This window comes from Streptomyces sp. NPDC101234, from assembly GCF_044767525.1.
Taxonomy (GTDB): Bacteria; Actinomycetota; Actinomycetes; order Streptomycetales; family Streptomycetaceae; genus Streptomyces; species Streptomyces sasae.
Genome location: NZ_JBIWOA010000002.1, coordinates 629,613 through 650,852, shown reverse-complemented (window position 1 = coordinate 650,852; position 21,240 = coordinate 629,613). Strand labels below are relative to the sequence as shown.

Here is a 21,240-nt window from a genome sequence, read left to right as displayed (position 1 = left end):
GGCTGGTTCCGGAACGATTCGGGGTCGCCGGACGTATTGATACGTGGCCGCACTGCTGTGACAGTTGAGAGCAGCTTAGGCCAAGGCCTGTACGCGTGTCCGGCGAATGGCAAGGTAGACCGTCCATGTCGTCGTGCCGTCAGACAGACTCGGCGGTGCCGCCCTCTGTCTCCCTCTATGTCACGATCAGGCACTCGAACATCCCGAGAGCCGCCCGCTCACCAGGAATGCTCAGTCCTACGGATTAGGCTGCCCCCATGCCAAAGAAGCGCTCGGGCGGTGGTCTGTCGGCCACGCAGCAGGCCGCCAAGTTCCTCGGTGTCAGTGTGCTCGCGGGAGCCGTCATGGCGGGCATCGCACTGCCCGCGGCCGGCGCCCTGGGCCTCGCGGCCAAGGGCTCGGTCCAGGGCTTCGACGAGATCCCGGCCAACCTGAAGAGCCCGCAGCTCAGCCAGCGGACCCGGATCCTCGACAGCCAGGGCAACCAGATCGCCCAGGTCTACTCCCGTGACCGCACGGTGGTGGACCTCAAGGACATCTCGCCGTACATGCAGAAGGCGATCGTCGCGATCGAGGACTCGCGTTACTACCAGCACGGCGCCATCGACCTGAAGGGCGTGCTGCGCGCGCTGAACAAGAACGCGCAGAGCGGCGGGGTCTCCCAGGGCGCTTCCACGCTCACCCAGCAGTTGGTGAAGAACTACTTCATCGAGGAGGCCGGCGACGACCCGACGAAGGTCGCCGAGGCCACCCAGCAGACCCTCGGCCGCAAGGTCAAGGAGCTGAAGTACGCGATCCAGCTGGAGGAGAAGCTCGGCAAGAAGAAGATCCTCGAGAACTACCTGAACATCACCTTCTTCGGCGAGCAGGCCTACGGTGTCGAGGCCGCCTCCCAGCGCTACTTCTCCCAGCACGCCAAGGACCTCAACCTCCAGCAGGCGGCCCTCCTGGCCGGCATCGTCCAGTCGCCGAGCCGCTACGACCCGGTCAACGACGAGGCCGAGGCCACCAAGCGGCGCAACGTGGTGCTGGAGCGCATGGCCCAGCTCGGCGACATCTCCCAGGCGGAGGCCGACAAGGCCAAGGAGGCACCGCTCGGGCTGAAGGTCACCCAGCCGAAGAACGGCTGCATCACCGCCACCAAGGGCGCCGGGTTCTTCTGCAAGTACGTCGAGAACGTCTTCCTCACCGACCCGGTCTTCGGCAAGACCCGTGAGGCGCGCGCCAAGCTCTGGAACCAGGGCGGTCTGACCATCCGTACGACGCTGGACCCGCAGGCCCAGGACTCGGTGCAGAGCTCGATCAAGGACCACGTCTACAAGTCCGACGCGGTCGCCGCGGCCGCCACCCTCGTGGAGCCCGGCTCCGGCAAGATCCTGGCGATGGGCCAGTCGAAGCCGTACGGCTACAACAAGAACGAGACCGAGTACAACTTCTCGGTCGACCGGGACTACGGCGGCTCCAACTACGGCTTCCCGACGGGTTCTACGTTCAAGCCGTTCGTGGCCGCGGCCGCCATCGAGGGCGGCAAGTCGGCGACGCAGGAGTACTCGTCGCCGTACAAGATGAACTACCCGAGCCCGGTCCAGGCCTGCGACGGCAAGCAGTGGGTCAACACGACGGGCGAGCAGGTCGAGAACGAGAACGAGTCCGAGGTCGGGCCGTACCAGATGAAGAAGGCGATGGCGAAGTCCATCAACACCTACTTCGTCCAGCTGATCTCCGACATCGGCCTGTGCCCGGTGGTGAAGATGACCGACGCGCTCCACGTCCACCAGGGCGACGGCTCGAAGCTCCCGCAGACCCCGGCCATCGCGCTCGGCGCGATCGGCCTCTCCCCGCTGACCATGGCGAGCGCGTACGCCACGTTCGCCGACCGCGGGATGTACTGCACGCCGGTGGCCATCGAGTCGATCACCCAGAAGGTCGGCAACGAGCAGAAGTCCCTGGCCGTGCCCAAGTCGACCTGCTCGCGTGCGATGAGCGAGAAGACCGCGGACACGATCAACACCCTGCTGCGCGGTGTGATCGACTCCGGTACCGGTCAGCAGGCCGGCCTGGACGACCGGGAGAGCGCGGGCAAGACCGGTACCACGGACTCCCGCAAGAACGCCTGGTTCGTCGGCTACACGCCGAACATGGCGGGTGCGGTCTGGGTCGGCAGCGCCAAGCAGAACATCGAGATGACCAACATCACCATCGGCGGCGTCTACCACTCCGAGGTCTTCGGCGCCGACACGCCCGGCCCGATCTGGAAGGACGCCATGACCGGCGCCCTGGAGGGCAAGCCGTCCGAGTCGTTCAACCTGATCGACATCCCGGACGAGAACGACAAGGGCAAGGGACACGGCGACGGCAACAACAACGGTGACAACACCGGTGGCCTGATCGGCGGTCTCATCGGCGACACGAGCGACGGCGGTACGACGAACGGCTCGACCAACGGCGGCTCCACCCCGACCCCGACCTTCTCCTTCCCCGACGGCTTCATCCAGGGGAACGGGAACGGCGGGAACGGCAGGGGCCGAAACTGACCTTCCGGTACCTTCCGGTACGACGGCGGGGCCGTACCTCTGAGAAAGAGGTACGGCCCCGCCGTCGTACTGCCTGCCCTGAGCTCTGTCCCGCTCCCTCAGCCCTGAAGGTGCTTCTTCACCGCGGCGGCGACGCGGCCGCCCTCGGCCAGGCCGGCCACCTTCGGGTTCACGATCTTCATCACGGCGCCCATGGCCCGCGGCCCCTCGGCACCCGCCGCCTTCGCCTCCGCGACGGCCTGGGCGACGACCGCGTCCAGCTCCTCGTCGCCGAGCTGCTTCGGCAGGTACTCGGCGAGGACCCCGCCCTCCGCCTTCTCCCGCTCGGCGCTCTCGGGACGGCCACCCTGCGCGAAGGCATCGGCGGCCTCCCGGCGCTTCTTCGCCTCCTTGGCGATCACCTTGAGCACCTCGTCGTCGGAGAGCTCGCGCTTCTGCTTGCCGGCGACCTCCTCGGTGGTGATCGCGGCGAGCGTCATCCGGAGCGTGGACGAGCGGAGCTCGTCGCGCCCCTTGATCGCGGCGTTGAGGTCGTCGTGCAGCTTCGACTTGAGCGTGGTGGTCATGAATCCGATTGTCGCAGGTACCGCAAGCCGGACGCCCGCAGTTTTCCCCACCCCCTACTCCCCGCCCTGCTCCCCCGTCCCACTCCCCTGTCGCGCCGGCCGGTCTCGGGTGCCTCTCTCCGTCTGACACGATGGTCGTATGCGCGCTCGATACGGAGTACCCCTGGGAATCGCGGCGTTCGGCGCCGCGGGTGTGTTGTACGCGGCCGGATTCGAGGCCCGTTCCTTCCGCCTGCGCCGAGTGACGGTCCCGGTCCTCCCGCCGGGCGTGCGCCCGCTGCGCGTGCTCCAGGTCTCCGACATCCACATGGTGAGCGGCCAGCGCAAGAAGCAGCGCTGGCTGCGGTCGCTGGCGGGCCTGCGCCCGGACTTCGTGATCAACACGGGCGACAACCTGTCCGACCCCGAGGGCGTCCCCGAGGTGCTGGACGCGCTGGGCCCCCTGATGGAGTTCCCGGGCGCGTACGTCTTCGGCTCCAACGACTACTACGGCCCCCGGCCCCGCAACCCCGCCCGCTACCTGCTGGAGAAGACGAGCGGCAAGCACGGCCTGAACGGCAACCCGCCGGCCGTCGGCGTGATCCACAACCCGTGGGAGGACCTGCGGGACGGCTTCGACGGGGCGGGCTGGCTGAACCTGACGAACACGAGGAGTGTCCTGAAGGTCGAGGGCGTCTCCGTGGAGCTGACGGGACTGGACGACCCGCACATCAAGCGCGACCGCTATCCGCAGGTGGCGGGCGGCCCGTCCGGTACGGCGGACTTCTCGATGGGCGTCGTCCATGCGCCGTACCTGCGCGTACTGGACTCCTTCACGGCGGACGCCTACCCCCTGATCCTGGCCGGCCACACCCACGGCGGTCAGCTGTGCATCCCCTTCTACGGCGCCCTGGTCACCAACTGCGACCTGGACACGGACCGGGTGAAGGGCCTGTCCACGCACACCACGGAAGGCCGCACCTCCTACCTCCATGTCTCGGCGGGCTGCGGCACCAACCGCTACACCCCGGTCCGTTTCGCGTGCCCGCCGGAGGCAACACTGCTGACGCTGGTGGGCCGGGAGTAACCCCGGCAGCTCGGGTAACCCGGGTAACCGGGTAACCGGGTAACCCACCCGGAGTACGACGACATGCCGGAATTGCCCTCTCTTTCTATGTTGAGGGCATGACGGCTCCGATACCCAGGGACATCCCGGACCTCCCCGCGGTCCCGGGCACGCCCATCCTGCTGCACGCACCCGTTCCGGCGACGGCGGTGGTGGCCCCCGTCCGCCGCCCCGCGATCGCGGTGTTCCGCCTGGTGACGGCCGTACTCGCGGCGGCGGGCGTCGCCCTGGAGCTGCTGCTGGGCAGCCCGGGCCGGATCCTGAGCTACTTCGGAGTACAGGCGGCGATCATCCTGGCCCTGGTCAGCCTCGCCTCGGCCCGCCGGGCCTGGCGGGCGGGCCGCCCCGTGCCCTCGTCCCTGACGGGCGCCGCGACGCTCTACGTGCTGATCTCGGCCCTGGTCTACCACCTGCTCCTGGGCCACACGACCCCACCGTTCCTGATGACGGGCCCGACGCACCCCCCGGTGACCTGGCACCCGCAATGGCTGGCCCTGCAGCTCCTCTACGTGGCGGCACCGGCGGCAGCACTCATCGACTGGCTCTTCCTCACACCCCCCGGCCGCCTGCACCTCCGCCAGACAGCGGGCTGGATGCTCTACCCCCTCGCCTACCTGGCCTTCTCCCTCACCCGGGCGGAACTCCTCCTCCCCGGCACCCCGGCCCGCTACCTCTACCCCTTCCTGGACGCCGACCAGCACAGCTACCGCGGCACCCTCGCCAACGCCCTCCTCCTGGGCCTCTCCTTCTATGCCCTGGCGGTCCTCATGGTCGCCCTGGACCACACCCGCCCGAACGCCGTCGGCCGCCACCCCTAAACCGGATTTCGTCTCCGGCCACCAGTGGGCTAAAGTAAACGACGTCGCCGCGACAAGCAGAACAGCAGCGACATCGGGGTGTAGCGCAGCTTGGCAGCGCGCTTCGTTCGGGACGAAGAGGTCGTGGGTTCAAATCCCGCCACCCCGACAGCCGAAACAGCAGGTCAGGTCCGGTACTGAGAGATCAGTGCCGGGCCTGATTTGCGTTGCGGGCCCATTCTGGGAGCCATTTGGGAGCCGACTTCGGGGAGCGGCTCCCGGCGAGAGGTGTTCCGCCTCCCAGTGCACCGTGCGCTCCGCAAGAGTCATCCCCACGGCTTGTGCCGAGGAGACAGCAAACGGTACGACGATCGACATGCACCGATGGTCTCCATTAAATGACCGGCAGCTCGCACTCCTCACCCGCATCGGGGGTGGAGCCGACCCCGTGACGTCGGACAGCCCCGAGTTCGCTCTCACCGCCCGCGCGCTCAAGGAGCGGCGCCTGATCACCATGCCCAAGCAGGACGGGAAATGGCAGGCGGAGATCACTGACGCGGGACGCTTCTACCTGGAACACGGCCATCACCCGGACCGGCCGGAACCAGTTCAGCGCAAGCAGCGGTCAACAGGTTCCGACCAGCGGACACGACCGGCCCCGCCGCCACAGAAGCAAGTCACAGCCTCAACCACGACGAAGCCGACACCGCAGCGCGCCGCCAAGCCGCCACGGCCGTCGCCGGCGGAAATCGGAGCCGCCTTGATCGCGGAGGTGCAGCAGGCTGGGCGGTTCCTCCGGATCCCGAACCCCAGCGACGAGGAGCGAGCCCGCTACCGAAGGGCGTTCGACGCGGCCCGGCAGTGTGCCCCCGAGGGATACAGCCTGAAGTACAGCGGGCGGGCGAAGGGGGACTTCTTCCTCGGCCTGCTCCGGGTGACCGGCGAGGACGAGACCGAGTGGAACCGTATCCGGCTGGCGCGCAGCCGTGTGATCACCGATGTCGAGGACGTGATCGCCGCAGTCAGCGCGGATCACAGCGCTTTCGAGATCTCGGAGGAGGTCCTCCCCCGAGTGCTCTCGCTGCTCCGGCTCCTCGCCGAGGAAGCCCTCGCACGCCACGGCGAAATCGCGGTGTCGAAGAAGCGCAGGCAGCCGAGGCCGCTGCTCACCGTCCACGGCAGGACGTACGAGGTCAGCTTCCGCGAACGGCAGAAGCCTGTCCGGTACGTCCCCAAGCAGCCGGGCCGCCGTACGTACGACTGGCAACGTGTCACCCCAGCCCAGAAGTTCGAGCCCTCCGGTGAGCTGGAGCTGCTGGTCAGCCAGCAATCGGGCTACAGCTACGGCTGGAAGAAGGAGTGGGCCGACACCGCCAAGAAGCCGCTGGAGGACCAGATCGGTTCAGTCCTGCGGGCGCTGAAGGCCCGTGCGGAGGAACAGGAACGGGCTCGGCTGGAACGTGAGGCGGAGCAACAGCGGCTGCGAGAGGAGCGGGAGCGTCAGGAGGCCGAGCGTCGGCGGCTGGAAGCGGAGCGAGAGGAGCGCAAGCAGCGGGAGTGGGAGGCCGCCGTCAGCGTGGCTTCGATCAAGGCGGTTCACGCGGTACGGGCCGAGCGCTTCAGCACGGCCTTTGAGCAGTGGCAGGCCGCAGGGGAGCTCCGGATGTTCTGTGCCGCTCTGGATGAAGCCGCCGCGGCGTCGGAAGGCGCTCTCGAAGCCGAGAGGCTGCGAGAGTGGTCGGTTTGGGGGAAGGCGGAGGCCGACCGGCTCGACCCCACCCTTAGCGGCAAGGGCTTGGCTTCTCTCAACTTCCATGCGGAGCCGACGGGAGATCAACTGCGGCCGTTCCTCGACGGCTGGCACCCACACCGGCCGGAGAAGGAGACGAAGCCCCCTGCTCAGCCGGCACCACCTAAGGCGGAGCCAGATCCGTGGCGCGGTCTCATCGACGCACGTCAGGATCAAGGCTGGAGATATGGACACCCAGGTCGCGCTCAATGGTGGAGGCGATGACGCCGTGGCCGCGGTCGCGTAGGGCCTTGACCGCCTTCTCGACCAACTCCCCGAGCCGGATGACCTCGGCGCGCAGCGCAACCAACTCGTCGTAGCGGTCAGCCTTGTCCTGGCCGCACCACGCTCGGACGGTTCGAAGGACTGCCGCCTCCGCATCCAACTTGCGCTCGTCACGCCGGCTGTAGGAGTACCAGGAGGGCCGCGAACGCTCCTGCTCGATGTCCTGCTGCTTGCGGTCCACCTCCGGAAGGATCTCGTCGGCGAGGCGTCCGGCCACATGGCGGGCGATGCGCTCGGTGACGGGCCACCCGGCCAGGCACATTCCGCGGTGGCTCTCGAACACCATGATGTCGCCGCGTAGTTCGTCGGCGTCCATGCCGATGAGCGGTGCAGTCTCGTCGAGGCTGCCCAGCTCCAGAACGCCTGCGTCCGCCACCGTTCGGCGCAGTCGCAACCTGTTCTTCGGGCGAACGAATCCGAGGATCATGCGGGCGGCCTCGAATTCCGTGCTACCTCGGACATGGCGTGAGGACTCCACCAGCGCCAACTCCGCCGCGTCGTCCGCGCGGAACGCATCGGCATCCGACCACGGTGCTACGAGAGAGCCGGAACTGACCCACTCCTGCAGGCCAGCGGCATCGCCTTCGAGGAACCGCACGTGGATCCAGCCAGACCTGCCAGGGCCGCCGACGCGAACGACCTCCACCTCGCGAACCGCGCCGCCCAGCTCCTTCGGCCTCGCGCGGTAGGCCCAGTGCTCGCCAATCTCCATGTGCCTATTGAGCCAGGTCTGTTGGACCCATCACTGGGCGTTTGCCATAACTACCGGCACCGGCTCCTCATCACCAGGTTGACGCCACCCTGCGAGGCATCGCGCGAGATGTCTTCGCCCCGGCAGCAACTGCAAGGAGACACAGCAGCACGTCCGGCCATCCGCGCTGTCTCTCGTAGCGTTTCTCACCGGACGACGCTCCCTCCTGGCTCGTCGGCCAGTTCGCCCGGGCGGGACTTCGTCACGTGCCACCTGGAAGTCGTGTCCCTCCCCCCGAAAAGATCCTCACGCATAGTCACAGGATGGTCACGAGGTGGAATATGCGGGTGATCAAGGGGCCGATCGCCCGGAAAATGTCACTCTACGTTTGCCGGGAATATCCGGCACCCTGTGTGCTGGGGAGCCTCAGGGGCGAGGGGGTGGGGAATGACTACTTACCGTTTCAATCCGCCGCCGGGTTGGCCTGTGCCACCCGCGGGATGGACGCCGCCGCCGGACTGGCGGCCCGACCCCACGTGGCCTCCGATGCCGGCGGGATGGGAGCTGTGGGTTCCTGAGGCCGACTCCACCACCGGCGCCCTCGCTGTGGGCCCTGCCACGGGAGCCTCTGCGGTGCCGACCATGGCCGCTCCCGGGAGCACGGCCGCGGTGCCAGCTCCTCGGAAGGGAGGGCTGTTCGGGCGCCGGCGTTCGGATGCGGTGTCCGAGGCCGAGGAACTGCGGGCGTGGATCACAAGGACGCAGGGACTGGATGCCGCGCAGGTCGCCGGTCTTGTGCGACAGGTCGAGGCGGAGGCCGCCGCGCTGCGTGAGCGGACGTCCGCCGAAGCCGCCGAGGAAGCCGAGGGGATCCTCAAAGACGCCCGCGAGACGGCGAAGGAGATTCTCTCCGAGGCGCGCCGGACGGCGAAGGAGACCGAGCGGGTCCGCAAGGAGGCCGACCGGCACCGCAAGGACGTCTTCGACGCCGAGCGGCGGCTTGCCGAACTGCAGGGCCGGATCGTCAACGCCGACGAGACCGCCATGCTGCAGGAGGCCGGAATCTATGCCTACCGGCACGCGCTGCACGACGCGATCGCGTACCGCAGCAGACTCGACACACTGCAGAACGAGATCAAGGCGCTCGCCCGTGCGGGCCGCGCCGTCCAGGCGGCCACGGACTGGACGGTCAACGGCTCCAAACGCGAGGGCCAGAAGATGGTCCGCGACTTCTCCAAGCTCATGCTGCGCGCCTACAACGCCGAAGCCGACTACGCCGTGCGTTCCATGCGGCCGCACCGGCTGAGCTCCCTCGTCGACCGGCTCTACAAGAGCCGCGAGACGATCGCCCGGCTCGGTGCCACCATGCACATCCGAATCACCGACGAGTACCACAACGCGCGCGTACGGGAGTTGGAACTCACCGCCGACTTCCTGCAGAAGAAGGAAGAGGAGAAGGAGGCCCAGCGCGAGGCACGCGCCCGGGAGCGTGAGGAGGCCGCCGTGCAGCGGGAACTCGACCGGCAGCGCGAGAAGCTGAACAAGGAACTCGGTCACTACCAGTCGGCACTCGACCGCCTGCGCGAGCGCGGTGACGAGGCGGGCGTGGTGGAGATGGAGGCCAAACTGGCCGAGATCGAGAACGCTCTGCAGGACGTCGAATCCCGCGCGGCGAACATCCGCGCCGGCTACGTGTACGTCATCTCGAACATCGGCGCCTTCGGCGATCGCATGGTGAAGATCGGCATGACGCGTCGGCTCGAACCTCTGGAGCGTGTCTACGAGTTGAGCGGCGCGGCTGTGCCCTTCCGCTTCGACGTGCACGCGCTGATCTTCAGCAAGGACGCGGTCGGCCTGGAGACGGAACTCCACCGCCAGTTCGCCTCGAAGCGGGTCAACCAGGTCAACAGTCGCAAGGAGTTCTTCTACGCCACCCCGGCGGAGGTACGCGACGCTCTGCAACGGTTCGCCGGACAGCACCTGATCGAGTTCACCGAGGAACCCCAGGCGCTGGAATGGCGGGCCGGCAGGCGCACGGGCGGCGAAGCCGGTGCGCCCGCCGCAGGCGCAGGAGGAGTTGCCACCCGGACAGCATGATGTGCGGCCAAGCATCACTACGATCACGGTCATGGACTGGCTGGAGCGGGCCGCGAACCTGAGGCAGTGGAGTCGGGACGGGGTGCGGGCGCCGCACAAGCCGTTGCTGCTGCTGTACGCGCTGGGCCGGTTTCAGGCTGATGCCGAGGACGAGCTGCGCTACACCGCGGTGGAGGCCGACCTGAAGCAACTGCTGGCGGAGTACGGCCCGACGCGTGGGACCACGCCCGCCTATCCCTTCCACCACCTGGTCAGCGACGAGGTGTGGGAGGTACGGACCGATCGCGGCGCCGGCAGCCCTGGCACGGGGGTACGGGAGCTGCGGGCCAGTGGGGCCACGGGGCGGCTGGCCCCGGACCTGCGGCTGGCGCTGCGGCGGGAACCGTCGCTGCTGGGCCGTATGGCAAGGGTGCTGCTGGACCTGCACTTCCCGCCGTCGTTGCACCAGGACCTGTGCGAGACGGTGGGCCTGGAACTGGAGCTCGCGGAGACAACCGCGCTGGCAACGCCCGAGAGGCGGCAGCGGGACCGACGGATGCGGGAGATGGTTCTGACTGCTTACGAGTACCAGTGCGCCTTCTGCGGCTACGACGGCATGATCGGCGCGACGCCCGTCGGGCTGGAGGCCGCGCATGTGCGCTGGTGGGCGTTCGACGGCCCGGACGAGGTCGACAACGGGCTGTGCCTGTGCTCGCTGCACCACAAGCTCTTCGACAAGGGCGTGCTCGGCATAGGCGACGGCCACCGCATCCTGGTCTCGCAGAGCTTCGTCGGCCGCAGCCCCGCCGCCCGCGAGCACGTCACAGCACTCGCAGGCCGTCCGCTCATAGGCCCTCAACCTGGCACCCCACCCATCGCGGCAGCCCACCGCTCCTGGCACACGAGCCAGGTCTTCCACGGCAGCCCACGCCCGACCACCGCCTGACCCGGTGTCCAATGCCGGATACCAAGGGACTGGGCGCACCAAGCATCGCTGATCGCTCCCCATGCTGCTTTCAGCGCTCGCATGTGTCCCCCGCTCCGTCGCCTCGGGCAACACTCCGCTATTTCACCGCTTCACGGCGCACTCGCAACAGCGCGTCGAGGACGCTCACCGGCGAACTAGGGCTCATTGCCAAGCGGGCATCGAGCGCTGCCTCCCACTGCTCGGTCAGCCCGAGCTTGAGGCGCTTACGCATGCCAGGGGTGACATGGGCGTAGCGTGCCGAGACCGAGCCGTCGATGTGGCCCATGCGCTCGTCCATAAGGACCTTCTCTGTGCCTAGGTCCTCCATCACGGTCCGGTGGGTGTGGCGGAGGCCGTGGGGTGTGAGGCCCTTGGCGATCGGGATCCAGCAGGCGTCGGCCCGGTCGCTGGCGCCGCGTCCTCGGGCCGGGACGCCGGGCCACGGCTCGCCGAGCAGCGGTACGGGGCGGGCCTCTTGCGGTGCCTTCTTCGGGTACGAGCCGGAGACCGCCGGGGTGAACAGCCACGTCGCGAATCCGTTGCGGCGCCAGTGGGCGGCATGCTGCGACACCGGGCCGCCGCGCACGAAGCCCAGGTCCGCGATGGCCTGCTCCACCCTCACCCGCTTGGCTTCGGTGACTCGGTCGGGGTGGTTGAGGACGTTGGACACCGTGCCCGTAGAGACTTCGGCACGGCGCGCGACGTCGACGAGCTTCGCGCCTTGGTGGCCGCCCGTGCGAGCCGCGCCCTGCCCCCGGAAGACGTAGGTCTTGCCGTGGCACGGGCAGGGAATCGGCTTCGTGCGGGCGACGTGGTTGGCGACCAGGGCCGACAGCCAGTCCATCGCGTCGATGGTGCGGTAGCTGTCGTCCTTGGGCGGGCAGCGCACCAGCTCGCCGGTGTCGAGTTCGTACAGCTGCCACTCGACACGGACGACACCGGGGCGGGCGAACTCGGTCTCCAGGCCGACGATTTCGCCCCAACGCATGCCGGTGTACCCCTTGAGGACGACGGCGACGAACTCGTCGTCGCGGCCGGAGAGCAGGGCAGCCCGTTCGGCGGTCAGCAGGATGCCGAGCGGGTCGGTGACGACCTTCTCCGGACCGCGGTCTCGGGAGCGGCCAGCGCGCTTGCCGCGTCCGCGCCGTCGGGTGGCCGGGTTGGACGTGATCAGGCCCTCGTCGATCGCGTCCTCGAAGATCAGGTGGAGCGTCGAGCGCCAGGTCTTGACGCTGGAGGCCGCATAGAGGGCCTTCTCCTTCTTCTCCCACAGATCGACGTCCGTGCGCAGGATGCCGGCGAGCGCCTTGTCCTCGAAGTCGGGGAGCAGGTGCTCCTCGATGTGACGCTTGTAGTTCTGCATGGTCGAGGCGGCCAGGTCCTGGGCCTCGTACCAGCGGTTGGCGTACTCGCCGAAGGTCTCCTGGCCGAGTGCCGGGTCGCGCCAGTCGCCGCGGCGGTACTTGTTCTCGGCCTCGCTCGCGGCGCGCTGGGCCTCGCCCTTGGTGGCGAAGCGGATCGCCTTGCCGTTCTCGTCGACGACCGTGAGGTGCTTGCCGGGCGCCGTCTTGTACCGGCCGCGCCAGTAGTTCCCGCGCTTCTCCGCGAAGCCCAACTTCCGTTTCCTCCTGCGCTCTTGGCTTGTGGTTGGGCGCGGGCGCGCTACGCGACGGTCTCGTACTGGGTACGACGAGGCGGTCGGGCCCGCAGACGCCCTGTCGGCGGAGCGGTAGTCGGCCCAGGAGGCTGGGCGGCCCGGGTTCGTGGAGTGGGAGGACTTGTGACTGTCGGACCCGCCGGCGCATTGCTCACGGATCGCTTCGGGCGCTCTTCGTGGAGGCGGACGATCCCGGCGAGGTGTTCGGCGGTGAAGCGGTAAGCGCGGCCGACTCGGGTGTGCGGGATGAGGCCGCGTCGGGCGCGGTCCTTGACCCACCAGGCGGAACAGCCAAGGGCTTCGGCGATCTCTTCGGGGCGGTAGAGACGCAGCAAGGGGGCTTCGGGCTCTGTGCTGAGGCGGTGGCGCACGAGGCCGGGCGATATCGCGGTGGGGTGCAAGAAGGGCGGGTCCTCTCTCGGTTGGGGGGGGGGAGTCTCGGTCAGCGGTTCTGGACGGGGCTCATCACGTGGCGATGGGCCCCTGCAGCAACGTGAGGGGCGGGACTCGGAGGGCTTCGGCGATTGCGACCAGGTCGTCGACGTCGCATCGACGCTGAGCACGTTCGATGCGGGACAGCATGGTGTTGGACGTCGGGTGACCGAGCAGGGTCATGCGGTCGGCCAACTGGCGCTGCGACAAACCGCGTTCAGTGCGGAGGATTTCGATGGTGCGGGCCGTCCGCATTCCTGCGGATCCGATTTCCAATGAGCGTGCGGGCATGGCTCCATTTGTAGCGTCCATTCGCCGGTTTGGTTAACCGGCGATCGTGGTCTATGTTCTGCTCGCGCGGTTCCTCGGACGAAGCGGATCCCCGGGTTGAGAGGGGTCGGAAACCGGCACATCGTTCGCCCCTCTGACGTGGGGTGTTGTGTTGTAGCTTCCCCGTCGGTGGAAGGTCAACGGCTTCTCGATGTGATGCTTCTGGCTCGGCAGCCGGGGCAACTATTTCGGCAACCGCGAATCGTGCCCTACCCTTTTCGGGCTGCCTGCTTTTTGGGCAGCCTTTCTGCCGTGAGAGATTGCGCTGGATAGGGCTGGACTTGCACGGCTTGGGTGTGGCTATGTTGACGACGCCCCCGGAAAGCGAGAGCGGCCATCAGCGTGCCCCTCGCTGCCGAAACCGGACAACTCCCCTGCCCCTGAAGCCCGTATCGCCACGATCGACGGTGAGCCGTGGGTGCCCGCCCACCTGCAACCGAGTGAGGAACCGACCTCTTGGCCCGAATCCGCACCATCAAGCCCGAAGCCTTCGTCTCCGAGTCCCTGGCCGGCGTCTCCCTGACCGCCGAACGCACCTTCTTCGGCCTGCTCACCCAGGCCGACGACCAGGGCCGCCACCGCGACCACGCCGCGATCATCGCCGGGCAGCTGTGGGTCCTGCGTCCGAACCACGGGCCCGAAGACGTCGAGAAGGACCTAGCCCAGCTCGCCGATGCCGAACTGATCTGCCGCTACAAGGGCCCAGGCGACAAGAACTACCTGCACGTCGTCACCTGGCACGAGCACCAGAAGATCAACCGGCCCAGCAAGAGCCGCCTTCCCGCCTGCCCCCGACACGACACCCAGGCCGGAGTCACGCCGAGCGCTGCCGACGTCGACATCACGGAGCCCTCACTGCCGCCTCACGGAGCCCTAGGTGAGGGCGCACGGAAGACGCGCGAACCTGCAGTGAATCCGGACGCCGATGACGAAATAGCAGGTCAGGTGGGCTTCACGGAGTCCTCCATGAGGGCTCACGGAGGACTCCCGGAGCCGTCCGTGAAGCCTCACCGTCCGGATCTAGGACCTAGGATCATGGATCTAGGAAGTACCCCTTCGGGGGGCGCAAGCGCCCCCGCGCCCGACACCGTCTCAGCTAAGCAGCTCCTTGCCGAGTACGTCGCCGCGTGCAAACACCGCCCGCCGGACGCCTTCCTGAACCATCTGGGCGGGCAGCTGCGCAAGCTGCTCGACGAGGGCATCGCCCCCACCCACCTCCGGGCCGCCCTCGAACGCCATCGGGCCAAGGGCCTGTCCCCGAGCGTCCTGCCCAGCCTCGTCCACGAGGTCATGAACGCCGCCTCCCCTGCCACGTCCGCCGCCCACAGGGCTTGGACGAACCCCACCGACATCGTCGCCGCCTACGGAGATGACCTCTGACCGCCACCCTCACCCGCGCACCCCAGCGCGTCGGCCCGCTCGCCGACCGGCTCAACGGCATCCTGACCAACCGCGGAATCGACCCCGCAGCTGCCGCCGAGGAGCCAGAGCACGAACCGGTCACCGCCCTGGAGCTGGCGGATGCCCGTATCCCGGCCCGCTACCGCCGTGCTCTGGCCGACCACTCACAGATCACCGCCTGGGCCGACCAGATCGCCGGGGCAGGACGCCCTGGCCCTGGCGGACCGGGTATCGCCGAGGGCCCGTCACTGCTGATCGCCGGCCCCACGGGTACGGGCAAGACCTACCAGGCGTACGGCGCTGTCCGGGCCCTCCTGAGCCGAGGCGTCCGCCTGCGCTGGGAGGCCACCACCTCCGCCGACCTGCACGCACGGCTCCGCCCTCGCGCAGGCCACGACGGCGAACGGGATCTGCAGACGCTCGCCCGCTGCCCGCTGCTGCTCCTGGACGACCTCGGCGCGGCCAAGACCAGCGAGTGGACCGAGGAGCTCACCTACCGGCTCATCAACCACCGGTACGAGCACATGCTCCCCACCCTCATCACCACCAACCTCCCCACCGCCGAACTGCGCACCGCGCTCGGCGACCGCGTCGCCTCCCGCCTCGCCGAGATGACCGAACGCGTCATCCTCACCGGCCCCGACCGACGCCGCACCGCGCCAGCCGTCTGACCGGCCGGCGCTCCCTCCCGCACCGTCTCGCATCGCCCGCCCGCGCTTCCGCCTGCCCTCGAACGCGAGGGCCCCTTGGAGAGCCTCTGCATGACACCTGGCACCACCACGCTCATCAACGCCAACGCCAACGCCAACGGCACATCCGTCCTGCCGCACTGGATCACCGCTCCTGCGGCCATCGCGGTGCTGCTACTCGTCGCCGCCTTGTCTGCTGCACGGCTCCTGCGTCGGCGCCGACGAAAGCAGGACGCCGGACGGCGCCGTAACACCGCCGCGATCCCAATCGCCGCCGTCGCCGCGATCGGCTGCACCGCCTACAGCGCTGACACCAGCTGGCGGTTCGCCGCCGACTACCTCGACATGGGCAGCACCATCGAGCGCGCCGCGATGTTCGCCGCCGCCGAGCTCGCCCTGTTCGCCACCGCCCTGCTGGCCCGGCAGAACCTCAACGGCCCGAAGCAGGCACCCGGCCTGCCCGGCACCCTCACCTGGGTGATCACCGCCGTGCAGATCCTGCCCGCCTACGCCGAATCCGGGCCCGTGGGCGGAACTGTGCGGGCCTTCGTCGGCCCGGTCATGGCGGCCATGCTCTGGCACCTGGCCATGGGCATCGAGCTGCGTCACCGCAGCCCGCACGCCGACTCCCGCAGCCTGGCCGCCGTCCTCGCCCGACAGGCACGCGAACGGCTCCTCGCCCGGCTCTCGATCGCAGACCGGGACGCGGACGCCGCCCGGATCATCCGCGAGCGCGCCCTCGACCAGGCCGTCACCCTGATTCTCCGCGCAGAGGCCATGACGCCCTCGAAACGCACCAAGTGGCGAGGCCGGCGACTCACCCGCCGCCTGCACCAGGCCCTGGAGCAGGCTGACGTCGACCGCGACGAACTCCAAGACGAGCTGCTGCTGCGCAAGCTCGCCACCCGCCAACAGGCCACTGCCCTGGCCTCCAAGCCACTGCCCGCGCGCTGGCCCGATACCACCGCGCGCACGAGGGGCGGCTCCTCGACGGCCCGCCCGCGGGCCACGGCAGAAGAACGGGCAGAGACTCCGGGCCGCCCGCCCACCAAGGTCGCGGGCGATGACACCGCCGACCGGGCAGCCCGCCCCCAGCACGAGCGCCCGCAACAGCCCGCCCGCACCACCGTCAGCCCGGAACCAGACCCGGGCGAGGGGCCACCGGGCGACGCTCCAGGCACGGCCTCGCGGGCGGAGTCGAATGGCCCGGGCTCCAAACCGCGCGCGACACGGGCCCTCCTCAATAAATACGCCCAGGACCTCTACCGCAAGCACGGACGTCTCTCCCGTGACCTACTGGAGGAAGCCGTGCGCAAGGACGGCTACAGCGTGGCCAGCGACACCGCCGGAAAGGTGGTCCGCACCGTCAAGGCCGAGCTGCCGACCGCGCCCGCCAGCCACCCGCGCTGAGACGCCACCCAATATCCGAGGAAGACCGCTCAATGCACGACTCGTACCTCGAACTACACGACACCCAAAGGGAGATCACCACGCCCACGTCGACGGCAGCAAGCAATGGCGATGGACCGTCCAAGGGCCGGTCCATCGCAGACTCCTCCGCCCCGGGGGTGGCGGAGGAGAGGCTCCGGCGCGAGGGCGCGCCGGAGCAGGAGGGGGTGGGCGAAGACGCTGTCGCCGAACAGCAGCCAGTCGTCGTACGCGCTGCCGACGAAGCCGTGCTCCACCGTGTCGCCCGTCGCCGAGAACGTGATGACGAGCGCCGCAAAAAGCGCGTCGACGTGCGCTACAGCGTTGACGAGAAGTCCAAGATCCTTGCCAAGGCCAAGGCGTTGGGCATCACCGGCGCGCACCTCGTCGGCGCGGTCGTCATGGCCTTCGTCAACGGCGAGGCACACCTGCCCGACCAGCGCACGGTCTACGACGACGCGATCGATGAGTTCGCCGCCCTGCGCACCCAGATCGCCCGGATCGGCACCAACGTCAACCAGATCGCCCGCCGCCTCAACTCCGACGGCGATCCACACCCTGTGGACGGCGCCGTCCTGGAACGAGCCGAACGCCTCCTGGCCGCCGCCCAGGACGCGGTGAAGGCCGTGGACGAGGCAGCTTTCCGGGCCGCCGGGCAGAAGGCAGGCCGGGCGTGATCGCGAACATCGTCAAACCGGGCAACAAGACCCGGGGCGTGCTGATCTACCTCTTCGGGCCGGGCACGGCGACCGTGCACACCGACCAGCACATCGTCGCCTCATGGGACGGCTTCGCCCCAGACCCCGGCCCCGAAGACAGCCCCGGTCACAAGGAGCGGATGGACCAGCTCGTCAAAGCCCTCGACCTGCGGGTCAAGCAGGCCGGCGACCAGGCCCCCGAGGGGCACGTGTGGCACTGCTCGCTCCGCGCCGCACCCGAGGACCGCACCCTGTCCGACGCCGAGTGGGCCACCATCGCCCGCCGCGTCCTGCACGCCACCGGCATCGCCCCAGACGGTGATCCGGACGGCTGCCGCTGGATCGCCGTGCGCCACGCGGATGACCACATCCACATCGTCGCCACCAAGATGCGCGGGGACCTGCGCCCGCCGCGCAACTGGAACGACTACCACCGCGCCATGACAGAACTCAGCCAGATCGAGACCGACTTCGGCCTCCACCAGGTCAATCGCGACCGTGACACCTGGCCCGCCGCCAAGCGCCCCACTCGGGCGGAGACGGAGAAGGCCGCCCGCAGCGGACGCGACCGGCCCGTGCGCGAGCAGCTGCGCCTCATGGTGCGCACCGCGCTCTCCCACGCTCACAGCGTGGAGGAGTTCCTCAACCTGCTCGCCGACGCGGGCTTGCAGGTCGAAACCCGCACCCTGCCCTCCGGCGACCTCAAGGGCTACAAGGTAGCCCTCGCTGACGACACCAACACCGACTTCGAGCCCATCTGGTACTCCGGCTCCAGTCTCGCCACCGACCTGTCCCTACCCAAGATCCAAGAACGCCTCGCCGCCACCGAACCCGCCGTCCCAAAGCCAGCAGGCCGGCCCCGGCCGAACCCATGGCACCAGGCCACCGCCAGCATCGACCGCATCCCTCACCGCCTCGCGCAGGACGACCCGGCGGCAGCCCGGGCACACTTGGTGGCGTTCGGCGAGATCCTCTACGCCCTGCCCGCCCTCGCCCCCGCTCACCTCCGCGCCGAGTTGCGCCAAGCGGCCTACGCGTTCGAGTACGCGGTCAACACCCGTGCCCGCGTGGACGACCGGCATGCCCGCGCGCTGCGCGGCGCCCTGAAGACCATGCGCTCCCACCCCGCCGACGACAGTCTCGTGGCCATGCTCGTGGACGCCGCGATCCTCGTGGTCATCGCCGTGCGCCGCAGGAGCGCTCTGCAGCAGCACGACCAGCAGGTGGCCGCAGCCCAGCAGACCCTGCTCCATCTCCAGGCCGCGTACGGGCAGGCCGCACCGGTCCCGCTGTCGCGGCTCGCCGAACGACCGCCGTCGGCCGACGTCACGCGCCGATACGCCGAGCACTTGCGCAAGGCCGTGCCCGCCTGCGCCGAGCAGGTCCTCGGCGAGAGCGCCTGGGACGCACTGGCGGCGGTGCTCGCGGACGCCGAGCGCGCGGGCCACGACCCAACCACCCTGCTCCAGCAAGCAGCCGGGCAACGCCCGCTGAACGATGCCCGCTCCCCGGCGGAAGTCCTCACCTGGCGCATCCAGCGCCTCGGTGAACGCCACGCACCCAGCCCCCGCGCCCGTGCCGCACAAACACGCAGCACCACTGCTAGCGCCCGCTCCACCCCGAGGGCCGCTGAGCAGACCCCTTCGGCGGTCACACTGACAACGCCTCATCCGCAACGGTCACGATGACCACCCGGTCACGACCAGCGGCTTCCCCAGGGACAGAGGTCGTCAGCTGCGGCGCCGAACCACGGCGCTTTCAGGCACGATACGACGGGGCTCTGGAACCAGCGAGGCGAGCGCTTGAAGGATTTCGGCTATTGATAGCCCTGCTTGGAGTGACCTACAAGCGCCGCCGCGTGCACCCCTGCCTGGCACCAGCCTGTGCGGAATCAGCCCGGTGGATTCGGGCTTAGCCGCTGGGTGTTGAGCCGTAGACTTCGGCAGTCAACGCCGACGAGGTCCGGCCGTTGCGCGCGCTTGCGGGGGAGGAGATCACATGCAGGACCCTTCGGATTCGATGGAGATCGCCGAGCCTGAGGAGAACGGCCGGAGCAATGCCGCCGCCTCACCTGTTGTGGACGGTCCGACGTCCAACTCGGACATCGACTCGACGACGGCGTCGACGGTCCTGGTGGAGGTGCTCCCAGGGGTGGCTGTCGTCGCCGGCGAGGTCCCGCCGGAGCTGAAGCCCGACCTGATCGACTTCGGAATCGTGCCAGCTGTCGACCGCAAGCAGATCTCAGCGATCCTCGCCTCGATCGGGAACGCGGCGACCGTGGTCGGCAATCTCGGAAACGCGTTCGCCAGCGTGCAGGGGCTCTACAGGATCGACAACGCGGCACAGGCTCTGCTGAACAGCGGCGCGACGCTCGCCGTCAAGGACGGCGGGAACCTCGGAGCGGTGATGGTTCCTGGCCGCATCCTGCGTCAGGCTCGCTTCTACTCCGTGAATGCGGTGAGCAAGGCGCAGACCGCGGCCTCGATCGGGCCTGCGCTGGCCATGGTCGGCCTTCAGATGATGCTGAGTGAGGTCTCGGGCCTCGTCAGGACCAACCTCGGGGTGACAAGTCAGGTCCTCACCAGCATCCGCAAGGATCAGTGGGCCGAACTGACTGGGCTCGTCGCCGCCATCGATCGCGCGGTCGACCAAGCACGAGAGATCGAATCGGTCCCGACGTCCTTGTGGGAGGACGTCGCGGGCAGCGGAGCACTGTTGCAGAAGCAGCTTGAGCTCTACCAGGGGAACGTCCGCGACCACGTCAGGCAGATCGATCGGGCCGACACACGCAGCCACCGTGAGTATCTGCAGACGAACGCCGAGGCGATCGCCTTCGACGCCTACGCACTCCTGTCCTCCCTCAAGGCATGGACCGGGTATCACGCGCTCCGCGCCGCGAGGGCGAGAGCCGCTGGACGCGAAGACGCCGCCGAGGCGCAGTACGCCGAGGTCATCGCCCGCGACACCCGAGCGGAGTTCGACTCCGTTCTCGCTGAGACAACAAGCCTCGTCGAAGCGTTGACGCGGGAGCTGCGGATCACCGCCGAGCTCTCCGGACCCGACGCATGGCCGCTGCTGGGGAAGCGGAAGGACGGAAAGGCAGCCCGCGAAATCTCCGCCCATCTTCTAGAGGCGGTCGAGCCGCTTGCCGATGCTCTCCGTCCACCAGCCCCTCCGCTTGAGGCTCCGGACGTCGTCTGCGCACCCAAATCGCTGGGTATCGAGCCGTACCTTCGCATCCTGCGATGGCTCCTTCAGGACGGTGAGACCCTACGTGCCCTCGGCTTCTCCGACCAGCTCGATGCCCTTGATCCAATTTCTGCGATTCTCGGCGGAGCGAAGGGGATGTTGGCGGCAGCGATGGACAAGGTTGCAGAAAAAACACTGGTAGCCGTCACGGATCGCCGCATCATCACGGCCAAGACGAACGCATTCCTTGAGCAAGGCGCGGTCCTTCAAGGCGTCCCGATCGACCAAGTGCGATACATCCGAGCGGCGACCTCACAGGACAAGAGCGCACGCTGGACGATCGACCTCATCACGCGTGACGAGAACATCCAGTGGCTCTTCCACTCTGACATCGACAAGGCTCAAGTGGACGCACTCGCCGCCGTGCTTGCCGAGTCGATGACGATCCCGGATGTTGAACGCGAGGAGCTTCAACGGCGGCGCTACGTCCCCATCGAGGCGGGCGAGAAGAGCGAGAATGCTGGCACGAGGTCCACGAAACCGACTAGATCCGAGGCCACGACCCGCGATGCCGAGTAGGTCCCAAGCCGATTGACCAGTTCGCAG

The 21,240-nt window shown here is 68.6% G+C and carries 17 protein-coding genes and 1 tRNA gene; 13 read left to right on the top strand and 5 right to left on the bottom strand.

Features of this window, described 5'->3' with window-relative positions:
- Positions 1–257 precede the first annotated feature (257 nt).
- Positions 258–2,534 carry a transglycosylase domain-containing protein gene (locus ACIRR9_RS06235; protein WP_403748088.1) on the top strand — a complete coding sequence of 759 codons (2,277 nt, stop codon included), beginning with the start codon at positions 258–260 and terminating at the stop codon, positions 2,532–2,534.
- 98 nt (positions 2,535–2,632) lie between these two features.
- Here ACIRR9_RS06235 and ACIRR9_RS06230 read toward each other — a convergent pair whose 3' ends face one another.
- Complete coding sequence (locus tag ACIRR9_RS06230) at positions 2,633–3,100, bottom strand: GatB/YqeY domain-containing protein (protein ID WP_365338755.1); 468 nt, start codon at positions 3,098–3,100, stop codon at positions 2,633–2,635.
- A gap of 139 nt (positions 3,101–3,239) precedes the next feature.
- Here ACIRR9_RS06230 and ACIRR9_RS06225 point away from each other — a divergent pair, with 139 nt between their 5' ends.
- The 4 genes from ACIRR9_RS06225 (at position 3,240) to ACIRR9_RS06210 (ending at position 7,016) form a co-directional block, all read left to right on the top strand.
- The gene (locus ACIRR9_RS06225; protein WP_403748086.1) at positions 3,240–4,166 is read left to right on the top strand and encodes a metallophosphoesterase; all 927 of its coding nucleotides are present in this window, start codon (positions 3,240–3,242) and stop codon (positions 4,164–4,166) included.
- Positions 4,167–4,264: 98 nt separating this feature from the next.
- Positions 4,265–5,023, top strand: a complete 759-nt coding sequence (locus tag ACIRR9_RS06220) for a Pr6Pr family membrane protein (protein ID WP_403748085.1) — start codon at positions 4,265–4,267, stop codon at positions 5,021–5,023.
- Between the two features lie 74 nt (positions 5,024–5,097).
- Positions 5,098–5,171, top strand: a tRNA-Pro gene (locus ACIRR9_RS06215).
- Between the two features lie 207 nt (positions 5,172–5,378).
- Entirely contained in the window at positions 5,379–7,016 is a 1,638-nt protein-coding gene (locus ACIRR9_RS06210) for a PE-PGRS family protein (protein WP_403748083.1), read from the top strand.
- Here ACIRR9_RS06210 and ACIRR9_RS06205 read toward each other — a convergent pair.
- Positions 6,946–7,788 (bottom strand): PE-PGRS family protein, encoded by an 843-nt coding sequence (locus tag ACIRR9_RS06205; RefSeq protein ID WP_403748081.1) that lies wholly within the window; start codon positions 7,786–7,788, stop codon positions 6,946–6,948. The genes ACIRR9_RS06210 and ACIRR9_RS06205 overlap by 71 nt on opposite strands.
- A 699-nt stretch (positions 7,789–8,487) precedes the next feature.
- On the opposite strand from ACIRR9_RS06205, the gene ACIRR9_RS06200 reads away from it, so the two are divergent.
- Together ACIRR9_RS06200 and ACIRR9_RS06195 are read left to right on the top strand one after the other, a co-directional pair.
- Positions 8,488–9,864, top strand: coding sequence for a DUF4041 domain-containing protein (locus tag ACIRR9_RS06200; protein WP_403748080.1), 1,377 nt, complete (start codon positions 8,488–8,490; stop codon positions 9,862–9,864).
- Between the two features lie 31 nt (positions 9,865–9,895).
- On the top strand, positions 9,896–10,789 hold the full coding sequence (locus ACIRR9_RS06195) for a phosphorothioated DNA-binding restriction endonuclease (RefSeq protein ID WP_403748079.1): 894 nt from the start codon (positions 9,896–9,898) through the stop codon (positions 10,787–10,789).
- A 118-nt stretch (positions 10,790–10,907) separates the two neighbouring features.
- Here ACIRR9_RS06195 and ACIRR9_RS06190 read toward each other — a convergent pair whose 3' ends face one another.
- The 3 genes from ACIRR9_RS06190 to ACIRR9_RS06180 form a co-directional block, all read right to left on the bottom strand.
- On the bottom strand, positions 10,908–12,425 hold the full coding sequence (locus ACIRR9_RS06190) for a LacI family DNA-binding transcriptional regulator (RefSeq protein WP_403748077.1): 1,518 nt from the start codon (positions 12,423–12,425) through the stop codon (positions 10,908–10,910).
- A gap of 47 nt (positions 12,426–12,472) precedes the next feature.
- Positions 12,473–12,838, bottom strand: coding sequence for a helix-turn-helix domain-containing protein (locus ACIRR9_RS06185; protein ID WP_390047819.1), 366 nt, complete (start codon positions 12,836–12,838; stop codon positions 12,473–12,475).
- A gap of 94 nt (positions 12,839–12,932) precedes the next feature.
- Positions 12,933–13,190, bottom strand: coding sequence for a helix-turn-helix domain-containing protein (locus tag ACIRR9_RS06180; protein WP_403748075.1), 258 nt, complete (start codon positions 13,188–13,190; stop codon positions 12,933–12,935).
- Positions 13,191–13,685: 495 nt separating this feature from the next.
- Between ACIRR9_RS06180 and ACIRR9_RS06175 the strand changes: the two genes are divergently transcribed.
- The 6 genes from ACIRR9_RS06175 to ACIRR9_RS06150 all read left to right on the top strand — a co-directional run bounded on the left by ACIRR9_RS06175 (position 13,686) and on the right by ACIRR9_RS06150 (position 21,213).
- The gene (locus ACIRR9_RS06175) at positions 13,686–14,609 is read left to right on the top strand and encodes a hypothetical protein (protein WP_403748073.1); all 924 of its coding nucleotides are present in this window, start codon (positions 13,686–13,688) and stop codon (positions 14,607–14,609) included.
- A complete protein-coding gene (locus ACIRR9_RS06170) occupies positions 14,606–15,301 on the top strand; it encodes an ATP-binding protein (protein WP_403748190.1) in 696 nt (231 codons plus the stop codon). Before ACIRR9_RS06175 ends, ACIRR9_RS06170 begins: the two co-directional genes overlap by 4 nt.
- Positions 15,302–15,391: 90 nt before the next feature.
- On the top strand, positions 15,392–16,729 hold the full coding sequence (locus ACIRR9_RS06165) for a hypothetical protein (protein WP_403748071.1): 1,338 nt from the start codon (positions 15,392–15,394) through the stop codon (positions 16,727–16,729).
- Positions 16,730–16,761: 32 nt separating this feature from the next.
- Positions 16,762–17,424 (top strand): MobC family plasmid mobilization relaxosome protein, encoded by a 663-nt coding sequence (locus tag ACIRR9_RS06160; protein WP_403748070.1) that lies wholly within the window; start codon positions 16,762–16,764, stop codon positions 17,422–17,424.
- Positions 17,421–19,133, top strand: a complete 1,713-nt coding sequence (locus ACIRR9_RS06155; protein WP_403748068.1) for a relaxase/mobilization nuclease domain-containing protein — start codon at positions 17,421–17,423, stop codon at positions 19,131–19,133. The genes ACIRR9_RS06160 and ACIRR9_RS06155 overlap by 4 nt, the downstream gene beginning before the upstream one ends.
- Before the next feature lie 310 nt (positions 19,134–19,443).
- Positions 19,444–21,213, top strand: coding sequence for a hypothetical protein (locus ACIRR9_RS06150; protein ID WP_403748066.1), 1,770 nt, complete (start codon positions 19,444–19,446; stop codon positions 21,211–21,213).
- The last annotated feature ends 27 nt before the right edge of the window (positions 21,214–21,240 follow it).

Bases quoted from the DNA above. Each gene is read 5' to 3' on its own strand.
- ACIRR9_RS06230 (WP_365338755.1), bottom strand. From the start codon at position 3,100: ATGACCACCACGCTCAAGTCGAAGCTGCACGACGACCTCAACGCCGCG.
- ACIRR9_RS06180 (WP_403748075.1), bottom strand. From the start codon at position 13,190: ATGCCCGCACGCTCATTGGAAATCGGATCCGCAGGAATGCGGACGGCC.
- ACIRR9_RS06210 (WP_403748083.1), top strand. From the start codon at position 5,379: ATGCACCGATGGTCTCCATTAAATGACCGGCAGCTCGCACTCCTCACC.
- ACIRR9_RS06205 (WP_403748081.1), bottom strand. From the start codon at position 7,788: ATGGAGATTGGCGAGCACTGGGCCTACCGCGCGAGGCCGAAGGAGCTG.
- ACIRR9_RS06235 (WP_403748088.1), top strand. From the start codon at position 258: ATGCCAAAGAAGCGCTCGGGCGGTGGTCTGTCGGCCACGCAGCAGGCC.
- ACIRR9_RS06165 (WP_403748071.1), top strand. From the start codon at position 15,392: ATGACACCTGGCACCACCACGCTCATCAACGCCAACGCCAACGCCAAC.
- ACIRR9_RS06150 (WP_403748066.1), top strand. From the start codon at position 19,444: ATGCAGGACCCTTCGGATTCGATGGAGATCGCCGAGCCTGAGGAGAAC.
- ACIRR9_RS06160 (WP_403748070.1), top strand. From the start codon at position 16,762: ATGCACGACTCGTACCTCGAACTACACGACACCCAAAGGGAGATCACC.
- ACIRR9_RS06225 (WP_403748086.1), top strand. From the start codon at position 3,240: ATGCGCGCTCGATACGGAGTACCCCTGGGAATCGCGGCGTTCGGCGCC.
- ACIRR9_RS06220 (WP_403748085.1), top strand. From the start codon at position 4,265: ATGACGGCTCCGATACCCAGGGACATCCCGGACCTCCCCGCGGTCCCG.
- ACIRR9_RS06195 (WP_403748079.1), top strand. From the start codon at position 9,896: ATGGACTGGCTGGAGCGGGCCGCGAACCTGAGGCAGTGGAGTCGGGAC.